The 22,354-nt window shown below is 60.7% G+C and carries 24 protein-coding genes; 18 read left to right on the plus strand and 6 right to left on the minus strand.

Features of this window, described 5'->3' with window-relative positions; all coding sequences use genetic code 11:
- Positions 1-2: 2 nt before the first annotated feature.
- Positions 3-686, minus strand: coding sequence for a uracil-DNA glycosylase (ung, locus tag AC2CGQ_RS00380; protein ID WP_004929112.1), 684 nt, complete (start codon positions 684-686; stop codon positions 3-5).
- A gap of 346 nt (positions 687-1,032) precedes the next feature.
- Between ung and grcA the strand changes: the two genes are divergently transcribed.
- The 3 genes from grcA (at position 1,033) to AC2CGQ_RS00395 (ending at position 3,312) form a co-directional block, all read left to right on the plus strand.
- Positions 1,033-1,416, plus strand: coding sequence for an autonomous glycyl radical cofactor GrcA (grcA, locus tag AC2CGQ_RS00385; protein WP_004929114.1), 384 nt, complete (start codon positions 1,033-1,035; stop codon positions 1,414-1,416).
- A gap of 188 nt (positions 1,417-1,604) precedes the next feature.
- Positions 1,605-2,564 carry a Tle-like phospholipase domain-containing protein gene (locus AC2CGQ_RS00390; protein WP_484593381.1) on the plus strand — a complete coding sequence of 320 codons (960 nt, stop codon included), beginning with the start codon at positions 1,605-1,607 and terminating at the stop codon, positions 2,562-2,564.
- Positions 2,557-3,312: an ankyrin repeat domain-containing protein gene (locus tag AC2CGQ_RS00395; RefSeq protein WP_099032724.1), complete on the plus strand. Its 756-nt coding sequence runs from the start codon at positions 2,557-2,559 to the stop codon at positions 3,310-3,312. The genes AC2CGQ_RS00390 and AC2CGQ_RS00395 overlap by 8 nt, the downstream gene beginning before the upstream one ends.
- 52 nt (positions 3,313-3,364) lie before the next feature.
- On the opposite strand, the gene srmB is transcribed toward AC2CGQ_RS00395, so the two are convergent.
- Entirely contained in the window at positions 3,365-4,690 is a 1,326-nt protein-coding gene (srmB, locus tag AC2CGQ_RS00400) for an ATP-dependent RNA helicase SrmB (RefSeq protein WP_484593382.1), read from the minus strand.
- Between the two features lie 99 nt (positions 4,691-4,789).
- Between srmB and trmN the strand changes: the two genes are divergently transcribed.
- A complete protein-coding gene (trmN, locus tag AC2CGQ_RS00405; RefSeq protein ID WP_484593383.1) occupies positions 4,790-5,569 on the plus strand; it encodes a tRNA(1)(Val) (adenine(37)-N(6))-methyltransferase TrmN in 780 nt (259 codons plus the stop codon).
- 38 nt (positions 5,570-5,607) lie between these two features.
- On the opposite strand, the gene nadB is transcribed toward trmN, so the two are convergent.
- Entirely contained in the window at positions 5,608-7,209 is a 1,602-nt protein-coding gene (nadB, locus tag AC2CGQ_RS00410; RefSeq protein ID WP_172574894.1) for an L-aspartate oxidase, read from the minus strand.
- Positions 7,210-7,423: 214 nt separating this feature from the next.
- On the opposite strand from nadB, the gene rpoE reads away from it, so the two are divergent.
- The 4 genes from rpoE to rseC are packed head-to-tail and all read left to right on the plus strand — an operon-like array spanning position 7,424 to position 10,115.
- The gene (gene rpoE, locus AC2CGQ_RS00415; protein WP_004929136.1) at positions 7,424-7,999 is read left to right on the plus strand and encodes an RNA polymerase sigma factor RpoE; all 576 of its coding nucleotides are present in this window, start codon (positions 7,424-7,426) and stop codon (positions 7,997-7,999) included.
- A gap of 30 nt (positions 8,000-8,029) precedes the next feature.
- Positions 8,030-8,683: an anti-sigma-E factor RseA gene (gene rseA / locus AC2CGQ_RS00420; protein WP_015378809.1), complete on the plus strand. Its 654-nt coding sequence runs from the start codon at positions 8,030-8,032 to the stop codon at positions 8,681-8,683.
- A complete protein-coding gene (gene rseB / locus AC2CGQ_RS00425; protein WP_004929141.1) occupies positions 8,683-9,639 on the plus strand; it encodes a sigma-E factor regulatory protein RseB in 957 nt (318 codons plus the stop codon). The genes rseA and rseB overlap by 1 nt, the downstream gene beginning before the upstream one ends.
- Entirely contained in the window at positions 9,639-10,115 is a 477-nt protein-coding gene (gene rseC / locus AC2CGQ_RS00430; protein ID WP_015378808.1) for a SoxR-reducing system protein RseC, read from the plus strand. The genes rseB and rseC overlap by 1 nt, the downstream gene beginning before the upstream one ends.
- On the opposite strand, the gene AC2CGQ_RS00435 is transcribed toward rseC, so the two are convergent.
- Positions 10,112-10,948, minus strand: coding sequence for a hypothetical protein (locus AC2CGQ_RS00435; protein WP_015378807.1), 837 nt, complete (start codon positions 10,946-10,948; stop codon positions 10,112-10,114). The two genes, rseC and AC2CGQ_RS00435, sit on opposite strands and share 4 nt — an antisense overlap.
- Before the next feature lie 519 nt (positions 10,949-11,467).
- On the opposite strand from AC2CGQ_RS00435, the gene lepA reads away from it, so the two are divergent.
- The 7 genes from lepA (at position 11,468) to acpS (ending at position 18,018) form a co-directional block, all read left to right on the plus strand.
- A complete protein-coding gene (gene lepA / locus AC2CGQ_RS00440; protein ID WP_015378806.1) occupies positions 11,468-13,267 on the plus strand; it encodes a translation elongation factor 4 in 1,800 nt (599 codons plus the stop codon).
- Positions 13,268-13,299: 32 nt separating this feature from the next.
- Positions 13,300-14,277, plus strand: coding sequence for a signal peptidase I (gene lepB, locus AC2CGQ_RS00445; protein WP_160125873.1), 978 nt, complete (start codon positions 13,300-13,302; stop codon positions 14,275-14,277).
- Between the two features lie 234 nt (positions 14,278-14,511).
- A complete protein-coding gene (gene rnc / locus AC2CGQ_RS00450) occupies positions 14,512-15,192 on the plus strand; it encodes a ribonuclease III (RefSeq protein WP_004929158.1) in 681 nt (226 codons plus the stop codon).
- Complete coding sequence (gene era, locus AC2CGQ_RS00455; protein WP_004929162.1) at positions 15,189-16,097, plus strand: GTPase Era; 909 nt, start codon at positions 15,189-15,191, stop codon at positions 16,095-16,097. Before rnc ends, era begins: the two co-directional genes overlap by 4 nt.
- Positions 16,098-16,103: 6 nt before the next feature.
- Positions 16,104-16,835, plus strand: coding sequence for a DNA repair protein RecO (recO, locus tag AC2CGQ_RS00460; protein WP_015378804.1), 732 nt, complete (start codon positions 16,104-16,106; stop codon positions 16,833-16,835).
- 71 nt (positions 16,836-16,906) lie between these two features.
- Positions 16,907-17,638: a pyridoxine 5'-phosphate synthase gene (pdxJ, locus tag AC2CGQ_RS00465; protein ID WP_004929166.1), complete on the plus strand. Its 732-nt coding sequence runs from the start codon at positions 16,907-16,909 to the stop codon at positions 17,636-17,638.
- The gene (gene acpS, locus AC2CGQ_RS00470; RefSeq protein WP_166445332.1) at positions 17,638-18,018 is read left to right on the plus strand and encodes a holo-ACP synthase; all 381 of its coding nucleotides are present in this window, start codon (positions 17,638-17,640) and stop codon (positions 18,016-18,018) included. Before pdxJ ends, acpS begins: the two co-directional genes overlap by 1 nt.
- A 45-nt stretch (positions 18,019-18,063) precedes the next feature.
- Here acpS and AC2CGQ_RS00475 read toward each other — a convergent pair whose 3' ends face one another.
- Both AC2CGQ_RS00475 and AC2CGQ_RS00480 read right to left on the minus strand, forming a co-directional pair.
- Positions 18,064-18,324 (minus strand): YfhL family 4Fe-4S dicluster ferredoxin, encoded by a 261-nt coding sequence (locus AC2CGQ_RS00475; protein WP_021504526.1) that lies wholly within the window; start codon positions 18,322-18,324, stop codon positions 18,064-18,066.
- Between the two features lie 53 nt (positions 18,325-18,377).
- Positions 18,378-19,226 carry a MurR/RpiR family transcriptional regulator gene (locus tag AC2CGQ_RS00480; protein ID WP_004929178.1) on the minus strand — a complete coding sequence of 283 codons (849 nt, stop codon included), beginning with the start codon at positions 19,224-19,226 and terminating at the stop codon, positions 18,378-18,380.
- 167 nt (positions 19,227-19,393) lie between these two features.
- Between AC2CGQ_RS00480 and murQ the strand changes: the two genes are divergently transcribed.
- The 3 genes from murQ to yfhb are packed head-to-tail and all read left to right on the plus strand — an operon-like array spanning position 19,394 to position 22,333.
- Positions 19,394-20,287 carry an N-acetylmuramic acid 6-phosphate etherase gene (gene murQ / locus AC2CGQ_RS00485; RefSeq protein WP_004929182.1) on the plus strand — a complete coding sequence of 298 codons (894 nt, stop codon included), beginning with the start codon at positions 19,394-19,396 and terminating at the stop codon, positions 20,285-20,287.
- An 18-nt stretch (positions 20,288-20,305) separates the two neighbouring features.
- Entirely contained in the window at positions 20,306-21,673 is a 1,368-nt protein-coding gene (locus tag AC2CGQ_RS00490) for a PTS transporter subunit EIIC (protein ID WP_021504523.1), read from the plus strand.
- Between the two features lie 3 nt (positions 21,674-21,676).
- A complete protein-coding gene (gene yfhb / locus AC2CGQ_RS00495) occupies positions 21,677-22,333 on the plus strand; it encodes a phosphatidylglycerophosphatase C (protein WP_021504522.1) in 657 nt (218 codons plus the stop codon).
- Positions 22,334-22,354 lie beyond the last annotated feature (21 nt).

The raw sequence follows: 22,354 nt of genomic DNA on the forward strand, positions 1-22,354 counted from the left end.
GGCTACGCCTGTGGCAGGCGCGGCATCCAGTCGATCGGCGTGAGCCCTTGCTGCTCCAGCAGCTGATTGGCCTGCGAGAAGTGGCGGCAGCCGAGGAAACCGCGGTGGGCGGAAAGCGGCGATGGGTGTGGCGCTTTCAGCACATGGTGGCGGTTGCGGTCGATAAAGTTGCCTTTCTTCTGCGCGTGCGAGCCCCACAGCAGGAACACCACGCCTTCGCGGTTCTCGTTCAGGGCGGCGATCACTTTATCGGTAAAGGTTTCCCAGCCCAAATTGGCGTGCGAGTGCGCGCGGCCGCCTTCCACCGTTAGCACGGTGTTGAGCAGCAGCACCCCCTGTTCGGCCCAGCTTTGCAGGTAGCCGTGATCCGGGCGTTCGAAACCGGGAATGTCGGTTGCCAGCTCTTTATACATATTCACCAGCGACGGCGGCGCCGGCACGCCGGGGCGCACCGAGAAAGAGAGACCGTGCGCCTGATTGGGCCCGTGATACGGATCCTGGCCGAGGATGACGACTTTGACGTCCGCCAGCTCGGTAAAGCGGAACGCGTTGAACACGTCTTTCTGCGGTGGATAAATGGTCTTACCGGCCTGGCGCTCAGCGGCAACAAAGGCGAGCGTTTCAACAAAATAGGGCTGCTCTTTCTCTTTGCCGATCACGTCATGCCAGGTGAGGGAGGTGGCCATAAACGCTCTCCTTTGTTTTCTTTAGCAATTCATGGGCTATAGCTTACCGTGTCGGCCCGCGCAGCGAAACCCGCTTTTCATTTCTCGCCGCCGTTTGCAATGCAATTATTTTTGAAAATTTACAAAAATAATTGTTTTTTAGCGCGACGGGAAAATTGATATAAAACATAAATTTGCCCCTTCATGCCTTGTGCCTACCCGGTAAAAATTGACTTTAATCAAAGAACTGGCCCGGTCAGGCTGGTATACAGAACAACAAGACAACAATGGTTTTACCAAATGGCCGAAACCAGAATTGGGTTTTCTCACGATGTGAATTTTTACGCCCTTGTACGGAGGCATCATAATGATTACCGGTATTCAAATTACCAAAGCGAACGACCAGGCGCTGGTGAATTCTTTCTGGCTGCTGGACGATGAAAAAGCGGAAGCCCGCTGCGTGTGCGCCAAGGCTAACTACGCGGAAGATCAGGTTGTCGCGGTGAGCGACCTGGGTCAGATCGAATACCGTGAAGTGCCGTTGGAAATGCAGCCGACCGTGCGTGTGGAAGGCGGTCAGCACCTGAACGTCAACGTGCTGCGCCGTGAAACACTGGAAGACGCGGTCAAGCATCCGGAAAAATACCCGCAGCTGACCATCCGCGTGTCCGGCTATGCGGTGCGTTTCAATTCCCTGACGCCGGAACAGCAGCGCGACGTTATCGCCCGCACCTTTACCGAAAGTCTGTAATCGGCGGCGCAATCGTAGTAATGAGGGAGCTTCGGCTCCCTTTTTTGTGTTTGGCGGCCGAAAACGGAATGCGGATCACATTCTGCACAAAGATAAGCATTCCTTATACAGAACTCATCCGACCTGCCGATAGCTAAGTCAGCACCTATTCAGGTGCTGAATAAAAAGACTATCGACAAGGAGTCGGCATGAGTATGCCTTTAAGTTTTACCTCTGCAGTATCCCCGGTGGCCGCGATCCCTACACCTCGCGCCGCTGCCGAAACGGCGACGGCGTCGCAGCCTGCGGCAGCGCCGGCAAATCCGGCGCCGGTGGCCACCCCTTCTCAGAATACGCTGAACGCGCAGAATCTGTTGAATACGCTGGTCGGCGATATCTCCGCGGCGGCGCCGACGGCGGTTGCGCCGGGCGTGACCCGGGGGCAGCAATCGCAAGAGGGCGATTATGCGTTGGCGCTGTTGGCCAAGGACGTTTACTCGCTGAACGGCCAGGGCGCCGCCGGGTTCAACCGTCTGAGCGACAACGCACTGCTCGGTTTCGGCATCGATCCCGCCAGCCTGCACGACGCGGGGAGCGGTTTCCAGGCCGGGGTTTACAGTAACGACAAGCAGTATGTGTTGGCGTTCGCCGGCACCAACGACTGGCGCGACTGGCTGAGCAACGTGCGGCAGGCGACGGGTTATGATGATGTGCAGTACAATCAGGCGGTTGCCGCCGCCAAAAGCGCCAAGGCGGCCTTCGGCGATGCGCTGGTGATCGCCGGCCATTCGCTCGGCGGCGGTCTGGCGGCCACGGCGGCGCTGGCGACCGGCACCGTCGCGGTCACCTTCAATGCGGCCGGGGTGTCGGATTACACCCTGAATCGCCTGGGTATCGATCCGGCGGCGGCGAAGAAAGATGCCGAAGCCGGCGGCATCCGTCGCTACAGCGAGCAATATGACATGCTGACCAGCACCCAGGAGTCGACTTCGCTGATCCCGGACGCCATTGGCCACAACATCACCCTGGCCAACAGCGATACCCTGACCGGTATCGATGACTGGCGGCCGAGCAAACATCTCGATCGCAGCCTGACGGCGCACGGCATCGACAAGGTGATAAGCTCGATGGCGGAACAAAAGCCGTGGGAGGCGAAGGCCAATGCCTGAAGGGCGTCGCTTGCGGCGGGCGCTGGCGATAGCCTTACTGGCGCTGGTCGCGGTGACCGGTTTACTGATGATGGCTAAGGAGCAACAGATGGGGCAGGAGATTTCACCGTTTGACGGCTGCAGCAATCTGGCGCTGGCTCAGGCGGTGGCGCGCGGCGATACGCAGGGTATCCATGCGCAGGCTACGCAGGATCGTTTGCGCGAACGGGGCGATCGGCAGGTCACGCTGTTGCAGTGGGCGGTGCTTTCTCAGCAGCCGGCCAGCGTGCAGGCGTTGCTGGATCTCGGCGCCGATGCGGCGGCGGCGGGGCTGGACGGCAACAGTGCGCTGCACACCGCAGCGATATTGCACGATGCGCAGTACCTGCGGTTGCTGCTGGCCAAGGTTAAGCAGGTGAACGTGCGCAATGCTGTTACCGGCGCCACACCGCTTGCGGCGGCGGTGCTGGCCGGGCGTGAGGAGCAGCTGCGGCTGCTGCTGGCGGCCGGGGCGGACACCACCCTGAGCGATCGGCTGGGGGATACCCCGCTGCATCTGGCGGCGAAGATTAATGCGCCGCATCTGGCGCTGTTGCTGTTGCAGGCCGGGGCCGATGCCCGGGCGCGCAATCAGCAGGGTTTTGCGTTCCAGTTTTATTTCTCGCAAACGCCGGCGCATTTGCAGAATGATGAGCTGAAGGCGCAGTTCCGCGAGCTGGATAAATGGCTGCAGGGGCACCGCCTGGCCACGCATTACGCGCAGCAGTAAACGCCCATAAAAAAACCGCCTGTAAAGGCGGTTTTTTCTTGAACAGTGGCGGTTATTGCGCGTCGCCGGCCGGTTTGGCCTTCGCCTGACGGCGTTTGCCGACGTTTTTGGCGTCGCGATGGCGCACTTTCACCTTGTTGGCTTTTTCTTTGCTTTTCGCTTTTTCTTCCGCGCGTTTTGCCAGCACTTTCTTCGACGGTTTACCGTTGCTCTTCTCGTTTGGCACCTTGGTTTTCGGCCGCAGTTCGTCGATCACGCGCGCTTTCAGCGGTTCGTTCAGGTAACGGCCCACTTTGCCCAGCAGCAGATGATCGTGCGCTTCCACCAGCGAAATGGCGGTGCCTTTGCGCCCGGCGCGGCCGGTACGGCCGATACGGTGCAGGTAGGTATCCGCCGTGCGCGGCATGTCGAAGTTGAATACGTGGGTGATATCGAGGATATCCAGGCCGCGCGCGGCAACGTCGGTGGCCACCAGCACGTTAACCCGGCCATCCATCATGCGTTTGACCGCTTCGTTGCGTTTGGCCTGCACCATTTCGCCTTCGAGATAGCAGGTGTTGATGCCCGCTTCGCGCAGCCAGGTGGCCAGTTCGTGCACGCGCTCGCGCTTGCGCACGAAGATCACCGATTTTTGCACGTCCGGCTGTTTCAGCAGGTGGATCAGCAGCGCGGTTTTGTGCTGCACGTCATCGGCGCGGTAGTACCACTGCAGGATCTTTTTGCGTTCGCGGCGCGACGGGTCGGCTTCCACTTCCACCGGCTCTTTCAGGATGCGCTCGGCGAATTCGCGGATCGCTTCGCCTTCCAGCGTGGCGGAGAACAGCAGCGTTTGGTTGCGCCAGCGGGTTTCGGCGGAGATGGTTTCGATGTCCTGCGCGAAGCCCATGTCGAGCATGCGGTCGGCTTCGTCGAGGATCAGGGTTTCCACCGCGCGGCAGTCGAAGTTCTCTTCTTTAATGTATTGCAGCAAACGGCCGGTGGTGGCGACCACCACGTCCTGGTTTTCGCTGAACACTTCCGCGTGGTTCATGTAAGCGACGCCGCCGGTGATGGTGGCGATATCCAGCGAGGTATGAGCAGCCAATTCACGCGCCTGGTCGGCGACCTGTATCGCCAGTTCACGCGTTGGCGTCAGGATCAGCACGCGCGGCGGGCCGGATTTCTTGCGTGGAAAGTCCAGCAGGTGCTGCAACACGGGCAGCAGGAAGGCGGCGGTTTTGCCGGTGCCGGTCGGAGCCGAACCTAAGACGTCGCGCCCGTCCATCGCCGGCGGGATCGCAGCGGCCTGAATGGCAGTGGGGCGATCGTAGCCTTTGTCGCGCAGCGCGTCGATCAGGCGATCATCGAGTTCGAGTTCGGAAAAAGTGGTTGCTGTCATGGTCTACCTCTACTTGGGGCGCCGATTATAGACGGGTTGGCCGCGATCTTCACCTATTTAAGCGGAAAGCCGCTCTTTTCCCGCCGATCAGATTGCCTTATGCTACGCCAGTTTTATAGCCAGGTGGTGAGTGTGAGCAAGCGATCGAAAGCCGATTTTACCCCGCGCCGCGGGGGGTTTACCTTTAAACAATTCTTTGTCGCCCACGATCGTTGCGCCATGAAAGTGGGCACCGACGGGGTGTTGCTCGGCGCTTGGGCGCCGCTGGGGCAGGCGCGCCGGGTGCTGGACATCGGCAGCGGCAGCGGGCTGATCGCGCTGATGCTGGCGCAGCGCAGCGGCGACGAGGTGACCGTCGACGCGGTGGAACTGGACGAAGCCGCCGCCGGCCAGGCGCGCGAAAACGCGGCGGAATCGCCGTGGCCGCAGCGCATCCGCGTGCATGCGCAGGATATTCATCATTATGCGCAGCAGCATGCCGCTGAGTATGATCTGATCGTCAGCAATCCGCCTTATTTTGAGCCGGCGGTGGCCTGCCGCGATCGGGCGCGCCACAACGCGCGCTACACCGAAACCCTGACGCACGAGGCGCTGTTAGCCTGTGCAGTACAGCTGCTGGCGGAACAGGGTACGTTCTGCGTGGTGCTGCCGCACGACATCGGCACCGAATTCGAACGCCTGGCGCAGCAAAGCGGTTGGCACACGGCGGCGAAAGTGAACGTCAGCGATCGGGCCGATACGCCGCGGCACCGGGTGTTGCTGGCGCTGACGCGTAAGGAAACGCCGCTGCGGGAGCAGGCGCTGGCGATCAAACAGGCCGACGGCAGCTATACCGACGATTTCCGCCGGTTGATCACCGACTTCTACCTGTTCTACTAAAAAGAAAAGGGCGCCGATAAGGCGCCCTGTCGCAGAGTTTAAGGCTGCAAAATGGTCGGCAGCGCTTCCGGCAGCAAATCCGGGTAGTCCAGCGTGTAGTGCAGGCCGCGGCTCTCTTTGCGCGCCATGGCGCTGCGCACGATAAGCTCGGCCACCTGCACCAGATTGCGCAGCTCCAGCAGGTTGTTGGAGATGCGGAAGTGAGCGTAGTACTCGTCGATTTCCGCCTGCAGCGTATTGATGCGGCGCAGGGCGCGCTCAAGGCGCTTGGTGGTGCGCACGATGCCGACGTAATCCCACATGAACAGCCGTAGCTCGTGCCAGTTGTGCTGGATCACCACCCGTTCGTCCGCATCGTCCACCCGGCTTTCATCCCAGTGCGGCACCTGTTTGGCCTGCCGGATGAAGGGCAGGCGCTGCAGAATGTCTTCCGCCGCCGACCAACCGTAAACCAGGCACTCCAGCAGCGAATTCGACGCCATGCGATTGGCGCCGTGCAGGCCGGTGTAGCTGACCTCGCCGATGGCGTACAGCCCGTCGAGATCGGTGCGGCCGTGCTGATCGACCATCACGCCGCCGCAGGTGTAGTGCGCCGCCGGGACGATAGGGATCGGTTGCCGGGTCAGATCGAAGCCCAGCGTCAGCAGCTTTTCGTGGATCATCGGGAAGTGCTGGGTGATGAACGCCGCCGGCTTGTGGCTGATGTCCAGGTACATGCAGTCGGCGCCCAGGCGCTTCATTTCATGGTCGATGGCGCGGGCGACGATATCGCGCGGGGCCAGTTCGCCGCGCGGGTCGAAATCCGGCATAAAGCGGCTGCCGTCCGGGCGTTTCAGGTAGGCGCCTTCGCCGCGCAGCGCTTCGGTCAGCAGGAAGTTGCGCGCCTGCGGGTGAAACAGGCAGGTCGGGTGGAACTGGTTGAACTCCAGGTTGGCGACCCGGCAGCCGGCGCGCCAGGCCATGGCGATGCCGTCGCCGGAGGAGATGTCCGGGTTGGTGGTGTATTGGTATACCTTGGCCGCGCCGCCGGTGGCCAGCACCACCGTTTTGGCGCGGAAGGTTTCCACCCGCTCCAGCTCGCGGTTCCAGACGTAAGCGCCCACCACTCGGCGGGTGCCCGGCAGGCCGATTTTGTTCGAGGTAATAAGGTCAACCGCGTTGCGGCGTTCCATCACGCAAATATTGGGGTGAGCGCTTGCTTTCCCTACCAGCGTGGTCTCTACTTCCTTACCGGTAGCGTCTGCGGCGTGCAGGATGCGGCGATGGCTGTGGCCGCCTTCGCGCGTGAGGTGATAATGCTCCTCGCCCTGCGCGTTGACCTCGGTGTCGAACAGCACGCCCTGATCGATCAGCCATTGCACGCAGTGGCGCGCGTTGCCGGCGATGAATTCGACGGCCTCTTTGTCGCACAGGCCGGCACCGGCAATCAAAGTGTCATCAACGTGTGAGGCAATGCTGTCCGTCTCATCGAACACCGCGGCGATCCCGCCCTGGGCGTAAAAGGTGGCTCCCTCGCTGAGCGGCCCCTTGCTGAGAACGGTAACCTTGCAATGCTGCGCCAGGCGCAGCGCCAGTGACAGGCCCGCAGCGCCGCTGCCGACGATCAGTACATCGCTAACATGTTCAGATGATGGTTGCATAACGTATGATGTGTGCAGAAGAAGAGTGAATTTCATGTTAGCCTAACTGTCCGGGCAAAAGCCACGGATAGGGTGACATCAACAGAAAAAACAATGGCGATATGGAACTTCGTGTTCTATATGAACTCCAAGCGAGTGCTTGCTCAGGAAAATAATGTATGGCTGGCAGTACAATTTTACGCGTGGAGACGGATTTGGGGAGAGTTTACCTCGGATGAGCGAGCAGTTAACGGATCAAGTTCTGGTCGAGCGGGTCCAAAAGGGCGACCAGAAGTCGTTTAACCTACTGGTAGTGCGCTATCAGCATAAAGTGGCGAGTCTCGTTTCCCGCTATGTGCCGCAGGGCGATGTGCCCGATGTGGTGCAGGAGTCGTTTATCAAGGCCTATCGCGCACTGGAATCGTTCCGTGGCGACAGCGCTTTTTATACCTGGTTGTATCGAATCGCCGTGAACACGGCAAAGAATTATCTGGTTGCTCAGGGGCGCCGTCCGCCATCCAGTGATGTGGACGCCAACGATGCGGAAAATTACGAAAGTGCGGGCGCACTGAAAGAAATTTCGAACCCTGAGAACTTAATGTTGTCAGAAGAGCTGAGACAGATAGTTTTCCGTACCATTGAGTCTCTCCCTGAGGATCTTCGCATGGCGATTACCCTACGGGAGTTGGATGGTCTAAGCTACGAAGAAATAGCCGCCATCATGGATTGCCCGGTCGGAACCGTACGTTCGCGTATTTTCCGCGCCCGGGAAGCTATCGATAATAAAGTTCAACCGCTGATCCAGCGTTAGCAATGGCGGGCACAGGAAGGGTACTTAGGCATGCAGAAAGAAAAGCTTTCCGCTCTGATGGATGGTGAATCGTTCGACAGCGAGCTGTTGAGTTCTCTGTCGCAAGATCGAACGCTTCAACAAAGCTGGCAGAGCTATCACCTGATACGTGACACACTGCGAGGTGATGTCGGACAAGTGATGCATCTCGACATCGCCGATCGCGTCGCCGCTGCACTTGAGAAAGAACCCGCCCGGCTGGTGCCTTCCGCCGTTCAGGAATCTCAGCCGCAGCCTCACACCTGGCAGAAAATGCCGTTCTGGGACAAAGTGCGTCCTTGGGCGAGCCAGATTACGCAAATCGGCATGGCGGCCTGCGTGTCGCTGGCGGTGATCGTCGGCGTGCAGCACTACAACCAGCCTTCTGCGACATCGAACGCGTCCGAATCGCCGGCCTTCACCACGCTGCCGATCATGGGGCAGGCCTCGCCGGTCAGCCTGGGCGTTCCTGCCGACAGTTTCTCCACCGGCAGCGGCCAACAGCAGCAGGTGCAGGAACAGCGCAAGCGTATCAACGCCATGCTGCAGGACTATGAACTGCAACGTCGCCTGCATTCGGATCAGCTGCAGCTTGAGCAAGGCAACCCGCAACAGGCTGCCATTCAGGTTCCCGGAACTCAGTCTTTAGGAATGCAACAGCAGTAATGAAGCAAATCTGGTTCTCCGTTTGTTTATTGACGGGCAGCCTGCTCTATTCCAGCATCGCCCCGGCGCAGCCAACTGCGTCCGGGGCGTTATTGCAACAGATGAGCAGCGCCAGCCGTTCTCTCAATTACGAGCTCGCCTACATCAGCGTCAGCAAGCAGGGAATCGAGTCGTTGCGCTATCGCCATGCGGTGATCGGCAACGTGCCGCTCGGCCAGCTGCTGCATATGGATGGCCCGCGCCGCGAAGTGTTGCAGCGCGGCGGCGGGATCAGCTACTTCGAACCCGGTCTGGAGCCGTTCACGCTCACTGGCGATCACATCGTCGACGCGCTGCCGGCGATCGTTTATGCCGATTTCACCCGTCTGGCGAAGTATTACGACTTCATCTCCGTGGGCAGCACCCGCATCGCCGATCGGCCGTGTGAAGTGCTGCGCGTGGTGGCGCGCGACGGTTCCCGCTACAGCTACATCGTCTGGATGGACGAAGACACCAAGCTGCCGCTGCGGGTGGATTTGCTCGATCGCGACGGCGAAACGCTGGAGCAATATCGGGTGATCTCCTTCGCGGTCGGCGCCGAGGTGCAGGGCGCGATGCAGGGGCTGCTCAAGGCCAACCTGCCGCCGCTGCTGTCGCTGCCGGCGGTGGAAAATGTCCAGCTCAGCTGGAGCACCGGCTGGCTGCCGGCCGGCGTGGACGAGGTGGCGCGCAATCGCCGCAAATTGCCGAACGTCGCCGTGCCGGTGGAATCCCGGCTCTACAGCGACGGCCTGTTCAGCTTCTCGGTCAACGTCAGCCCGGCGGGCAGCGGCGCCGGGCAGCAGTACTACCGTCAGGGGCGCCGCACCATTCAGACCGAAGTGCGTGCGGGCAACGAAATCACGATTGTGGGCGAATTGCCGCCGGCGACGGCCAAGCGCATCGCCGACAGCATTTCTTTCAAGGTATCGCCGTAATGATGAAAGAGTGGGCCACGGTGGTTTCGTGGCAACAGGGCGTAGCGCTGCTGCGCTGTGAACCCAAGGCCGGCTGCGGCAGCTGCACCGCGCGCTCCGGCTGTGGCGCGCGTGCGCTGAACGAGCTGGTGCCGGAAACCGAGCATCAGCTGCAGGTACATATCGATCAGCCGCTTGAACCGGGGCAGCGCGTCGAGGTCGGCATCGCGGAAGGCAGCCTGCTGCGCTCCGCCATGCTGGTTTACCTGACGCCGCTGCTGGGTATGATGGTGGGCGGCACGCTGCTGCAATATTGTTTCGGCAGCGACGCCTCGGCGGCAGTCGGCGCCGTGTTGGGCGGCGGTGCAGCCTTTATGCTGGCTCGCCGCTTGGCCCGACGTCTGGGCGAGCAGGCCGATTACCAGCCGGTGGTGCTGCAAATTGGGTTGCCGCCTACCGCGATGCGCATGCAGGCGGAAAACTCCCCGCTGATTTAAACCGATGGCCGCGTCATCGCCGGGTTGTGATAGGCGGGGATGCGGTTGTGGATCATATGCTCCAACAGCGCGATGAATAGATCGGCGCTGAGCAGCGAATCGTAGTTAATTGCGAACAGCACATTTCCCTGGCCGTCGAATAAGCGGATGCCGCGCTGCGGATGATTTTCCAACGCGCGGATCTGTTCGATAGGCACGTTTCCCCGTTCCGTCGTCAGCAGGGTGGCGCTCAGCCGCAGCGTTTCGGTTGGCGTGCCTTGCTGCTTGCCGAGCAGCAACTGCCACAGCCAGCGCGCGTCGCCCTCTATGGTGTGAAACGACACCGTTCCCCCCTGATAGAGCGCATTCAGCGCCAGCGGCCCGCGCTGCTGCAGCTGTTGGTCGACGATCACGTCCGCCAATCGCCACGAGTGGGCGACGTTGCTGAAAACCGTGCACCAGGGCTGATCTGCACCGGCGCGGAACGCCGTAACGTCAAACAGCCCGCCAAAAGCCTGGCCGCCGCGAAAGCGATAGATGTCGCCGATCTTCTCAAACGGGATAAAACGCTCTTTGTGATGGTGGCTGTCAAAGACCCGCACGCCGTGCTCGTACAGACGATAGGTCAGCGTCGGACGCAGATAATGCCGCAGCGCCAGCAGCGTACAGCCGAGTAAAATCGTGCCCGCGCCGGCTTGCAACAGCGTGATGACCTGGCTCTCGTCAATGCTGCTCAGCAGCGGCAGCACCAACAGCGCCGCCCCCACGCTAAACAGCAGCGCCGCCGCCGCCAGTATGCCCCAGTTGACCTTTGAAAAATCGTGCCGGCTCAGCATTTGCCCTTTATCGATCATAATGCACCTTCCAATCAACGTACGCAGATATGCTGGTGAACCCCGGTGGGCTGCCGATGTAGTGCCCTGAATAATGTTTTGTCGCGGAGCTCATGCCCTTTCTATCCGAGGGACGGTGGTGGCGTATATGGGGTTTTTCCTAAAGGAAGTGGGGCAAAATGGAATTCTAAGAGGTTGATCCAAATATTCTTTTTTTATAATTTCGGAGAGGGTTTATTGCGCTGTGGCCGGTTATGTATTAGCGCCGAAGTTTGACGGCCACGAAGCACCGGCAAGCCTTGGGTTCAGGCCGCATCGTCCGCGTTAACATCTGTTTTCACCCGCCGGGGCGCCCTGTAACATTTAGCGGCGCATAATAGAATGCCTTCACTGCACCGATCGCTAGGTTTTCAGTGGTGTGGCATGTAGAATGCAGCGATTCAGGTGCAAGACGGCCTCACCCATTCACTGTCGCTTTAGGTCCATGCGGGTTTCTATAGGCGAGTAATTCAGAAATACCAAGGCAGAAAAACTTTTATAATGAAGCATATACGAAATTTCTCCATTATTGCCCATATTGACCACGGTAAGTCGACGCTGTCTGACCGCATTATCCAAATCTGCGGTGGCTTGACCGACCGTGAAATGGCTGCGCAGGTGCTCGATTCCATGGATCTGGAGCGCGAGCGCGGCATCACCATCAAGGCGCAGAGCGTGACGCTGGATTATAAAGCGCAGGATGGGCAGACCTATCAGCTTAACTTTATCGACACTCCCGGCCACGTTGACTTCTCCTATGAAGTTTCCCGCTCGCTGGCGGCCTGCGAAGGCGCGCTGCTGGTGGTGGATGCCGGCCAGGGCGTAGAAGCCCAGACGCTGGCCAACTGCTACACCGCGATCGAAATGGATCTGGAAGTGGTGCCGGTGTTGAACAAAATCGACCTGCCGGCCGCCGATCCGGATCGCGCCGCGCAGGAAATTGAAGACATCGTCGGCATCGACGCCACCGATGCGGTGCGCTGCTCGGCCAAAACTGGCGTCGGCGTGCCCGACGTGCTGGAGCGCCTGGTGCGCGACATTCCTGCGCCGCAGGGCGATCCGGATGCGCCGCTGCAGGCGCTGATCATCGACTCCTGGTTCGATAACTACCTGGGCGTCGTGTCGCTGGTGCGCGTCAAGAACGGCACGCTGCGCAAGGGCGACAAGATCAAGGTCATGAGCACCGGCCAGGTGTATAACGCCGATCGTTTGGGCATCTTCACGCCGAAGCAGGTCGATCGCGACGTGCTGAACTGCGGCGAAGTGGGCTGGCTGGTCTGTGCGATCAAAGACATCCTCGGTGCGCCGGTGGGCGATACCCTGACGCAGGCGCGTCAGCCGGCGGATAAAGCGTTGCCGGGCTTCAAGAAAGTGAAGCCGCAGGTGTACGCCGGTCTGTTCCCGATCAGCTCCGACGACTATGAATCTTTCCGCGATGCGTTGGGCAAGCTGAGCCTTAACGACGCCTCCCTGTTCTACGAACCGGAAAGCTCCACCGCGTTGGGCTTCGGCTTCCGCTGCGGCTTCCTCGGTCTGCTGCACATGGAGATCATTCAGGAGCGTCTGGAGCGTGAATACGATCTGGATCTGATCACCACCGCGCCGACGGTAGTCTATGAAGTGGAAACCACCGGCAAGGAAGTGATCTACGTCGACAGCCCATCCAAGCTGCCGCCGTTGAACAACATCCAGGAACTGCGCGAGCCGATCGCCGAATGTCACATGCTGATGCCGCAGGAATACCTGGGCAACGTCATCACCCTGTGCGTTGAGAAGCGCGGCGTGCAGACCAACATGGTCTACCACGGCAACCAGGTGGCGCTGACTTATGAAATCCCGATGGCGGAAGTGGTGCTCGACTTCTTCGACCGCCTGAAGTCCACGTCGCGCGGTTATGCGTCGCTGGATTACAACTTCAAGCGCTTCCAGGCCTCCGACATGGTGCGCGTGGACGTGCTGATCAACAACGAGCGCGTGGATGCGCTGGCGTTGATCACTCACCGCGACAACTCGCAGTACCGCGGCCGTGAATTGGTGGAGAAGATGAAAGATCTGATCCCGCGTCAGCAGTTCGACATCGCGATTCAGGCGGCGATCGGCACGCACATCATCGCGCGCTCCACCGTGAAGCAGCTGCGTAAAAACGTGCTGGCGAAATGCTACGGCGGTGACGTCAGCCGTAAGAAAAAGCTGCTGCAGAAGCAGAAAGACGGTAAGAAGCGCATGAAGCAGGTCGGCAACGTCGAGCTGCCGCAGGAAGCGTTCCTGGCCATTCTGCACGTCGGTAAAGACGGCAAGTAACCGCGACGAGTTCGCGAAACGAGGGAGTTTGCATGGCGAATATGTTTGCCCTGATCCTGGCGTTGGCCACCCTGGTCACCGGGATCATCTGGTGCTTCGAGCGCTTTAAATGGGCGCCGGCCCGCCGCGCGAAGATTGCGGCGGTCAACGAGCAGACCGCGGGCGCCGTAGACGATAAAACGCTGGCGAAAGTGGCGAAGCAGCCAGGCTGGGTGGAGACCGGCGCATCGGTCTTCCCGGTGTTGCTGCTGGTGTTTGTGGTGCGTTCGTTTATTTACGAACCGTTCCAGATCCCGTCCGGCTCAATGATGCCGACGCTGTTGATTGGCGATTTCATTCTGGTGGAGAAATATGCCTACGGCATTAAAGATCCGATTACCCAGACGACGCTCATTGAAACCGGCCATCCGAAGCGTGGTGATATTGCGGTATTTAAATATCCGCTGGATCCGAAACTGGATTATATCAAGCGCGTGATTGGCCTGCCGGGCGACCGTATTACTTACGATCCGGTGAATAAGCGCGTCACGGTGCAGCCGTCCTGCAACAGCGGGCAGTCCTGTGATACCGCGCTGGCCGTGACCTACGCCGATGCGCAGCCGAGCGACTTCGTGCAGCTGTTCAGCCGCAGCGGCATGGGCGAGGCCAGCAACGGCTTCTACCAGATCCCGCTGAACGATAGCGTGCCGTCGGGCGGCATTCGCATGCGTGAGCGCCAGGAAAGCCTCGGCAACGTCACGCACCGCATCCTGACCGTGCCGGACGCGCAGGATCGGGTGGGCGCTTACTACCAACAGCCGGGCAAACCGTTGGCGGAGTGGGTGGTGCCGGCCGGGCATTACTTCATGATGGGCGACAACCGTGACAACAGCGCGGACAGCCGTTACTGGGGCTTTGTGCCGGAGAAGAATCTGGTGGGCAAAGCCACGGCCATCTGGATGAGCTTTGAAAAACAGGAAGGCGAGTGGCCTACCGGCGTGCGTTTCAGCCGGATCGGCGGCATTCATTAATCGCTGATTTATTCCCTGTCAATTTCACGCCGCAGCCTACTGCGGCGTGAAAGATTAAGAGGATATAAACACAGCATTATGTTTCCACTCGTTGTAGAATACCTTCTCGAGCGATAAAAGTTGGCTCCTGCTGGGAGCCACTGCAAACGAAACAGCTTTGGATCGGCTTTCGGCGAAGCAGGCCTGTTCCGTGTGCTGCAAGTTTTTGACGCATTCTTGATCTATTGGTAACTCATGAACCCCATCGTAATAAACAGGCTGCAGCGGAAGCTGGGCTACACTTTTCAACAGCAGGAGCTTTTACTGCAGGCTTTGACTCACCGCAGCGCCAGCAGTAAACACAATGAACGTCTTGAGTTTCTGGGTGACTCGATTCTGAGCTTTGTCATCGCCAATGCGCTCTATCACCGTTTTCCTCGCGTAGACGAGGGCGACATGAGCCGCATGCGCGCCACGCTGGTGCGCGGCAACACGCTGGCGGAGATGGCGCGCGAGTTTGACCTGGGCGAATGTCTGCGGCTTGGGCCGGGCGAATTGAAAAGTGGTGGGTTCCGCCGCGAGTCAATCCTGGCGGATACGGTGGAGGCATTGATCGGCGGCGTGTTCCTGGACAGCGACATCCAGACCGTCGAGCGTCTGATTTTGGACTGGTATCGCAGCCGGTTGGACGAAATCAGCCCCGGTGATAAGCAGAAAGACCCGAAAACCCGTTTGCAGGAATTTTTGCAGGGGCGTCATCTGCCGTTGCCTTCTTATTTGGTGGTGCAGGTTCGCGGTGAAGCGCACGACCAGGAGTTTACCATCCACTGCCAGGTGAGTGGTTTGAGCGAGCCCGTGGTGGGCACCGGCTCGAGCCGCCGTAAAGCCGAGCAGGCGGCAGCGGAACAAGCGCTGAAAAAGCTGGAGCTTGAATGAGCGAAGTAAAACAACACTGCGGGTTTATCGCCATCGTCGGCCGCCCGAACGTGGGCAAATCGACGTTGCTGAACCAACTGCTGGGGCAGAAGGTTTCCATTACGTCGCGTAAGCCGCAGACGACCCGTCACCGCATCATGGGCATCGACACCGATGGCGCCTATCAGGCGATCTACGTCGATACCCCCGGGCTGCACATCGAAGAAAAACGCGCCATCAACCGTTTGATGAACCGTGCGGCCAGCAGCTCGATCGGCGACGTTGAGCTGGTGATCTTCGTGGTCGAAGGCACCAACTGGACCGCCGACGACGAAATGGTGGTCAACAAGCTGCGCAGCCTGCGTTGCCCGGTATTGCTGGCGATCAACAAGGTCGATAACGTTACCGACAAATCCAAGCTGTTGCCGCACATCGCGTTCCTCAGCCAGCAGATGAACTTCCTCGACGTGGTGCCTATCTCCGCCGAGAAAGGGATGAACGTCGACACCATCGCCGGCATCGTGCGCAAGCTGCTGCCGGAAGCGGAACACCACTTCCCGGAAGATTACATCACCGATCGCTCCCAGCGCTTTATGGCATCCGAGATCATCCGCGAGAAGCTGATGCGTTTCCTGGGCGAAGAGCTGCCGTACTCAGTGACGGTGGAAATCGAACAGTTCGTGGCTAACGATCGCGGCGGCTACGATGTGCACGGCCTGATCCTGGTCGAGCGCGAAGGCCAGAAGAAAATGGTCATCGGCAACAAGGGCGCCAAGATCAAAACCATCGGCATCGAAGCGCGTCAGGACATGGAACAGATGTTCGACGCCAAAGTGCATCTCGAGCTGTGGGTGAAAGTGAAATCCGGTTGGGCGGACGACGAACGTGCGCTGCGCAGCCTGGGCTATGTTGACGATCTGAAGTAACGATCCGTGGACGGCTGGGAGCGCGCTTTCGTCCTGCATGGGCGGCCGTACAGTGAAACCAGTCTGATGCTGGATCTGTTTACCGAAGGTCATGGGCGGGTGCGCTTGCTGGCGAAAGGCGCGCGCAGCCGCCGCTCCAATCTGAAGGGTTGCCTGCAGCCCTTTACCCCCCTGTTAGTGCGCTGGGGCGGCCGCGGCGAAGTGAAAACGCTGCGCAACGCCGAAGCGGTCTCTCTCGGTTTACCCCTCAGCGGCATGATGCTTTACAGCGGCCTGTACGTGAACGAACTGCTGGCGCGCGTGCTGGAGCAGGAAACCAACTACTCGGTGCTGTTCTTCGACTACCTGCAATGCCTGCAGGCGCTGGCGGCGGAAGACAGCTCGCCGGAACAGGCGCTGCGTCAGTTCGAGCTGGCCTTGTTGCAGCACCTGGGTTACGGCCTCGATTTCCTGCACTGCGCCGGCAGCGGCCTGCCGGTGGATGACGCCATGACCTACCGTTACCGCGAAGAGAAAGGCTTTATCGCCAGCCTGGTGGTGGATCACTACAGCTTCACCGGGCGTGAACTGCGCGCGCTGGCGGAGCGGCAGTTTCCCGATGCCGAGACGCTGCGCGCCGCCAAGCGTTTCACCCGCATGGCGCTGAAACCCTACCTCGGCGGCAAACCGTTGAAGAGCCGCGAACTGTTCCGCCAGTTCGTGCGCAAACAGCCGAATACGCCGGTTGACGACGCCTGACCTTTTCCCCTTTTGCCGCCCTGCGCCCGCGTGTAAACTGCTGGCACTGAAAATCGTATTTAGAGGTTGTCATGGCTGATTTGCTGCTGGGCGTCAATATCGATCACATCGCCACGTTACGTAACGCGCGCGGAACCCAATACCCGGATCCGGTTCAGGCGGCATTCATTGCCGAACAGGCGGGGGCCGACGGCATTACCGTGCATCTGCGCGAAGATCGCCGCCACATCACCGACCGCGACGTGCGCTTGCTGCGCCAGACCATCCAGACGCGCATGAACCTGGAGATGGCGGTGACCGACGAGATGCTGGACATCGCCATTGAGCTGCAGCCGCATTTTTGCTGCCTGGTACCGGAAAAACGCGAGGAAGTGACCACCGAAGGCGGCCTGGACGTCGCCGGCCAGCTGGACAAAATGAGCGTGGCGGTCGAGCGCCTGGCGCAGGCGGGCATTCTGGTTTCGCTGTTCATCGATCCCGATCATCGCCAGATCGACGCGGCGGTGGCGGTGGGCGCCCCTTATATCGAAATCCACACCGGCGCCTACGCCGAAGCGCAGGGCGAGCTGGCGGTACAGGCCGAGCTGCACCGCATCGCGGTCGCCGCCGCCTACGCGGCCGAGAAGGGGCTGAAGGTCAACGCCGGCCACGGCCTGACCTACCATAACGTGCAGCCGATCGCCGCGCTGCCGGAAATGCACGAGCTGAACATCGGCCATGCGATTATCGGCCAGGCGGTGATGAGCGGGCTGCCGGCCGCGGTTGCCGACATGAAAGTGCTGATGCGGGAAGCGCGCCGGTAATGGCGGTGCTCGGGCTGGGTACCGACATCGTCGAGATGGCGCGTATCGAAGCGGTGGTGGAGCGCAGCGGCGATCGTCTGGCGCGCCGCGTGCTGAGCGACGCCGAATGGGCGCTGTATCAGCAGCACCAGCAGCCGATTCGCTTTCTGGCCAAACGTTTCGCGGTGAAAGAGGCCGCCGCCAAGGCGTTCGGCACCGGCATTCGCAACGGCCTGGCGTTCAACCAGTTTGAGGTGTTCAACGATGCATTGGGCAAGCCGAATATTCGTTTGCACGGCCGCGCCGCCGAGCTGGCGGGGGAGATGAGGGTCACCGCGATCCACGTTTCGCTGGCCGACGAACGGCGCTATGCCTGTGCGACGGTGATCGTCGAAAGCTGAAAATAGAAAGGGCGCCTATGGCGCCCTTGTCAGTCCTGCGGCGGATTAAATGCGATCGGCGTGGTGCAACACCACGAACTTGTCCCACAGCTGCTCATTAGTCTCGCGATGCTGCGGATCGGTGATGATGGTGTTGTCGATGGGGCAGACCTGCTGACAGGTCGGCGTATCGTAATGGCCAACGCACTCGGTGCAGCGCTCGGTATCGATCTGGTAGATCTCATCGCCCATCGAAATTGCCTGGTTCGGGCATTCCGGCTCGCACATGTCGCAGTTGATGCATTTGCGTGTGATTAGCAGGGCCATGACGTATCTCTCATTATTAACAGGGGTATTTTTCGCAGCGGCGATTATACCGGTTAAACCAACTTTTTCATCAATTGTTCGCTGTGTTTGATGCGATCGCGGGCATGATCAAGGTCGTGCTGGATCAGCGCCATAAACAGCAGGTCGGTAAGGGCGAACTGGGCCGTGCTGGAGGAGATGGCCGCGCTGCGGGTGTGGGGTTCTTCGGCGATGGTATAGAGGCAGTGGTCCGCGCGTTGCTGCAGGCCGTTGGGCGAGAAGCTGGTCAGCGCCAGCACCCTGGCGCCGGCCTGGCGCGCTTCTTCCGCCGCCAGATTGATTTCACGCCGCTCGCCGCTGAAGGAGATAGCCAGCAGCAGATCGCGTTTGTCCAGCGCCTGCACCGCCGCCAGCTGGACGTGCATATCCGCTTCGGCCACCGCCATCACGCCAATTTTCAGCAGCTTGAAGGAAAAATCCTTGGCCACCAGCCCGGAGGCGCCGATGCCGATCAGCATCACCCGGCGCGCCTGGCGCAGCATGTCCAGCGCCTGGTGCAGCCGCTCTTCGCTGTTGATGTCGAGCGTCGCGCGCAGCGCCGCCTGCTTTTCCGCCAGCAGCTTTTCACCGACGATTTTCAGCGTATCGCTGCTGAGAATGTGGTTGTGAACGGTCACCACTGGCTCGGCCTGCGGTTGGGCCAGCGTCTCGCTCAGCGCCAGCTTCAGCGCTGGAAAGCCTTTATAGCCCAGCTTTTGGGCGAACTTCACCACGCTCGACTGGCTGATGCCGGCCAACTGAGCCAGCTTTTGCGAGCTGAGATGGCGCGCCTGCTCGGCGTTATTCAGCAGAAAGTCCGCCAGCTTGCGGTCGTTTTGCGCCAGTGTCGGATACATCTGGCGAATGCGCAGAAGGGTACTCATTGTTCTTTCCCTGGAAACCAGCGGCCATTTTGCCATGCAGAGGGCGAAAACGCGCGGTGAAAATTTTTGTGAGCTCACCGTTAAAATAGCAAATAGCGCTCGCTTTGTTGAATAAAATATTCAAATATTGATTTAATTTTGTGAATTAAAAATTCAAAGGTGAACAGATGAACTTAGGCGCACTGGTATCGGAAACCCGCAACCCGGCCACCATGGGGCTGGATGAAATGTCGACGCTGGACATGGTCCGTTGCTTTAACCAGGAAGATCGCAAGGTGCCGGAGGCGATTGAACAGGTGTTGCCGGCGATCGCGCAGGCGGTCGATTTGGCCGCGGCGGCGCTGAAGGCCGGTGGGCGGTTGATTTATTTGGGCGCCGGCACCAGCGGCCGCCTGGGCGTATTGGACGCCTCCGAGTGTCCGCCGACCTTCGGCGTGCCGCACGGCGTGGTGGTGGGGCTAATCGCCGGCGGGCCGGGCGCGCTGCTCAAAGCGGTGGAGGGGGCGGAAGATGACGAGGCCCTGGGTGAAGCCGATCTCCGGGCGCTGAACCTCACCGCCGTTGATATGGTGGTGGGGCTGGCGGCCTCGGGGCGTACGCCCTACGTGATCGGCGCACTGCGCTATGCGCGCGGGCTGGGCTGCCCGACGGCGGCCATCTCCTGCAACCCGGATTCGCCGATTGCGCACGAAGCACAGGTGGCGATTTCGCCGGTGGTGGGGCCGGAGGCGCTGACCGGCTCAACGCGCCTGAAATCCGGCACCGCGCAGAAACTGGTACTCAACATGCTGTCGACCGGTGCGATGGTCAAACTGGGCAAGGTCTACCAGAACCTGATGGTGGACGTGAAGGCCACCAACGTCAAACTGGTGGATCGCGCCTGCCGCATCGTGATGGAGGCCACCGGCGCCGAACGCGCTCAGGCGGAGGCGGCGCTGGCGCAGACCGGTTTTGAGGTTAAACCGGCGATCCTGATGATTTTAGCCGGCGTCAGCGCCGATGAGGCGCAGCAGCGGCTGCAGCGGCACGATGGCTACCTGCGCGCGGCGCTGGCGCGTTAATTCACGGTGGGGGCGGCGATGGACAAGACAACGGCATTGGCGACACAGATCCTGGCGGGCGTGGGGGGCGAGGGCAATATCCTCAAACTGGAAAACTGCATGACGCGGGTGCGCGTCGAGGTCAGCGATGAGCAGCGCCTGGATCTGGCCGCCCTCAAGCAGCTGCCGGGGGTGAAGGGCTATATCAAGCAGGGTGAACAGCATCAGTTTATCGTCGGCCCGGGCGCCGCCGCCAAGGTGGTGGACGCCATGCGCGGGCTGTTGAGCGGTGATGCGCAGCCCGTTGCCGCCGTCGGTGACGCCGCCCGCACCAAGGCGCAGGCCAAGCAAAAATACGCTGCGCCGATGAGCGGCGCGCTGAAAAAGCTGGCCGACGTTTTTATTCCGCTGATCCCGGCGTTTATCGCCTCGGGGCTGATCACCGGCATCATCAACCTGCTGAAGCGGCCCGACATCGCCGGACAGCTGGCGTTGGACTACCCGAACGCGCTGGGGCTGCTGGCGATCTTCGGCAGCGCGGTATTCGCCATTATGAACATTCTGGTCGGGGTGAACGCCGCGCGGGTATTCGGCGGCTCACAGGCGATGGGCGGCGTGATGGCCGGCATTCTTTCCAGTCCGGCGCTGGCGCAGATCACCCTGTTCGGCGAGGCGCTGCAGCCGGGGCGCGGCGGGGTGATCGCCGTGCTGCTGGTGGTGGCGTTGATGTGCTGGGTGGAGAAACGCCTGCGCACGCTGCTGCCGGAGTCGGTCGAACTGATCCTCAATCCGCTGCTGACCACGCTGGTCACCGCCTCGTTGGCGATCCTGATCCTGCAGCCGATCGGTGGCGCCATTTCCGATGCCATCGCCCACGGCGCCAATCTGGCGATCGACAAGGGCGGGCTGCTGGTGGGGGCGCTGCTCTCCGGGCTGTTCCTGCCGCTGGTGCTCTCCGGCTTGCACCAGGGGCTGGTGCCGATCCACGTCGAGCTGGTGCAGGCGCACGGTTCCAATCCGCTGTTGCCGATCCTGGCGATGGCCGGCGTCGGTCAGGTGGGGGCGGCGCTGGCGGTGCTGCTGAAAACCCGCAACGCGCGGCTGAAGAAGGTGATCAAAGGGGCGTTGCCGGTCGGCATTCTCGGCATCGGCGAGCCGCTGATCTTCGGGGTGACGCTGCCGCTGGGCCGGCCGTTTATCGGCGCCTGCCTCGGCGGCGCGGTAGGCGGCGCGCTGATCAGCTACTGGAAGGTGGCGACGGTCATCACCTTCGGCATTTCGGGGCTGCCTTTGGCGTTGACCATCGTCTCAGGTAAGGTGATGTTGTATCTGGCGGGGATGCTGATTACGATTATCGCCGGTTTTCTCTTCACCTGGATGATGGGGTTCGACGATCCCGAGGAGTAGCGTTTGAACGACAAGCAGCAACCGTCGGCCGCAGCAGGGCGCCGCGTGGTCTTTTTCGATCTGGACGGCACTCTGCATCAGGAGGATATGTTCGGCAGTTTCTTGCGCTTTCTGCTGCGCCGCCTACCGCTGAACCTGCTGCTGGTAATACCGCTGCTGCCGCCGATCGGGTTGGCGCTGCTGCTGCTGGGGCGCGCCGCGCGCTGGCCGATGAGCCAGCTGCTGTGGGCGATTACTTTCGGGCGTTCTGAAGCGACGCTGAAGGCGCTGGAGCGGCAGTTTATCGAGGCTTTCCGCCAGAAGGTGACCGCGTTTCCGGTGGTGCAAATGCGGCTGCGGCAGTATCTGGAGGAGCACGATGCCGAAGTGTGGCTGATTACCGGCTCGCCGGAGCAACTGGTGGAGCAGGTGTATCGGGATTCGGCGTTTCTGCCGCGGGTGCGGTTGATCGGCAGCCGCATCACGCGCCGCTGCGGCGGTTGGGTCTTGACCCTGCGCTGCCTGGGGGCGCAGAAAGTGGTGCAGCTGGAACAGCGGCTCGGCGCGCCGCTGAAGCTGTACAGCGGTTACAGCGATAGCAAGCAGGATAATCCGCTGCTGTTCTTTTGCGAGCACCGCTGGCGGGTGAGCAAGCAGGGCGAGCTGCAGCAGCTGGAATAAGCCAAGGGCGGAGAATTCCGC

The sequence above is a fragment of the Serratia sp. DFXYC6 genome, from assembly GCF_057196085.1.

What these genes read in the sequence shown, in the direction of transcription:
- ung (WP_004929112.1), bottom strand. Translation starts at nt 686, where the DNA reads ATGGCCACCTCCCTCACCTGGCATGACGTGATCGGCAAAGAGAAAGAG.
- rpoE (WP_004929136.1), top strand. Translation starts at nt 7,424, where the DNA reads ATGAGCGAGCAGTTAACGGATCAAGTTCTGGTCGAGCGGGTCCAAAAG.
- srmB (WP_484593382.1), bottom strand. Translation starts at nt 4,690, where the DNA reads ATGACAGCAACCACTTTTTCCGAACTCGAACTCGATGATCGCCTGATC.
- AC2CGQ_RS00475 (WP_021504526.1), bottom strand. Translation starts at nt 18,324, where the DNA reads ATGGCCCTGCTAATCACACGCAAATGCATCAACTGCGACATGTGCGAG.
- AC2CGQ_RS00435 (WP_015378807.1), bottom strand. Translation starts at nt 10,948, where the DNA reads ATGATCGATAAAGGGCAAATGCTGAGCCGGCACGATTTTTCAAAGGTC.
- acpS (WP_166445332.1), top strand. Translation starts at nt 17,638, where the DNA reads ATGGCGGTGCTCGGGCTGGGTACCGACATCGTCGAGATGGCGCGTATC.
- murQ (WP_004929182.1), top strand. Translation starts at nt 19,394, where the DNA reads ATGAACTTAGGCGCACTGGTATCGGAAACCCGCAACCCGGCCACCATG.
- rseB (WP_004929141.1), top strand. Translation starts at nt 8,683, where the DNA reads ATGAAGCAAATCTGGTTCTCCGTTTGTTTATTGACGGGCAGCCTGCTC.
- pdxJ (WP_004929166.1), top strand. Translation starts at nt 16,907, where the DNA reads ATGGCTGATTTGCTGCTGGGCGTCAATATCGATCACATCGCCACGTTA.
- era (WP_004929162.1), top strand. Translation starts at nt 15,189, where the DNA reads ATGAGCGAAGTAAAACAACACTGCGGGTTTATCGCCATCGTCGGCCGC.
- nadB (WP_172574894.1), bottom strand. Translation starts at nt 7,209, where the DNA reads ATGCAACCATCATCTGAACATGTTAGCGATGTACTGATCGTCGGCAGC.
- AC2CGQ_RS00490 (WP_021504523.1), top strand. Translation starts at nt 20,306, where the DNA reads ATGGACAAGACAACGGCATTGGCGACACAGATCCTGGCGGGCGTGGGG.
- AC2CGQ_RS00390 (WP_484593381.1), top strand. Translation starts at nt 1,605, where the DNA reads ATGAGTATGCCTTTAAGTTTTACCTCTGCAGTATCCCCGGTGGCCGCG.
- AC2CGQ_RS00395 (WP_099032724.1), top strand. Translation starts at nt 2,557, where the DNA reads ATGCCTGAAGGGCGTCGCTTGCGGCGGGCGCTGGCGATAGCCTTACTG.
- trmN (WP_484593383.1), top strand. Translation starts at nt 4,790, where the DNA reads ATGCTACGCCAGTTTTATAGCCAGGTGGTGAGTGTGAGCAAGCGATCG.
- rnc (WP_004929158.1), top strand. Translation starts at nt 14,512, where the DNA reads ATGAACCCCATCGTAATAAACAGGCTGCAGCGGAAGCTGGGCTACACT.
- AC2CGQ_RS00480 (WP_004929178.1), bottom strand. Translation starts at nt 19,226, where the DNA reads ATGAGTACCCTTCTGCGCATTCGCCAGATGTATCCGACACTGGCGCAA.
- lepA (WP_015378806.1), top strand. Translation starts at nt 11,468, where the DNA reads ATGAAGCATATACGAAATTTCTCCATTATTGCCCATATTGACCACGGT.
- grcA (WP_004929114.1), top strand. Translation starts at nt 1,033, where the DNA reads ATGATTACCGGTATTCAAATTACCAAAGCGAACGACCAGGCGCTGGTG.
- rseA (WP_015378809.1), top strand. Translation starts at nt 8,030, where the DNA reads ATGCAGAAAGAAAAGCTTTCCGCTCTGATGGATGGTGAATCGTTCGAC.
- rseC (WP_015378808.1), top strand. Translation starts at nt 9,639, where the DNA reads ATGATGAAAGAGTGGGCCACGGTGGTTTCGTGGCAACAGGGCGTAGCG.
- lepB (WP_160125873.1), top strand. Translation starts at nt 13,300, where the DNA reads ATGGCGAATATGTTTGCCCTGATCCTGGCGTTGGCCACCCTGGTCACC.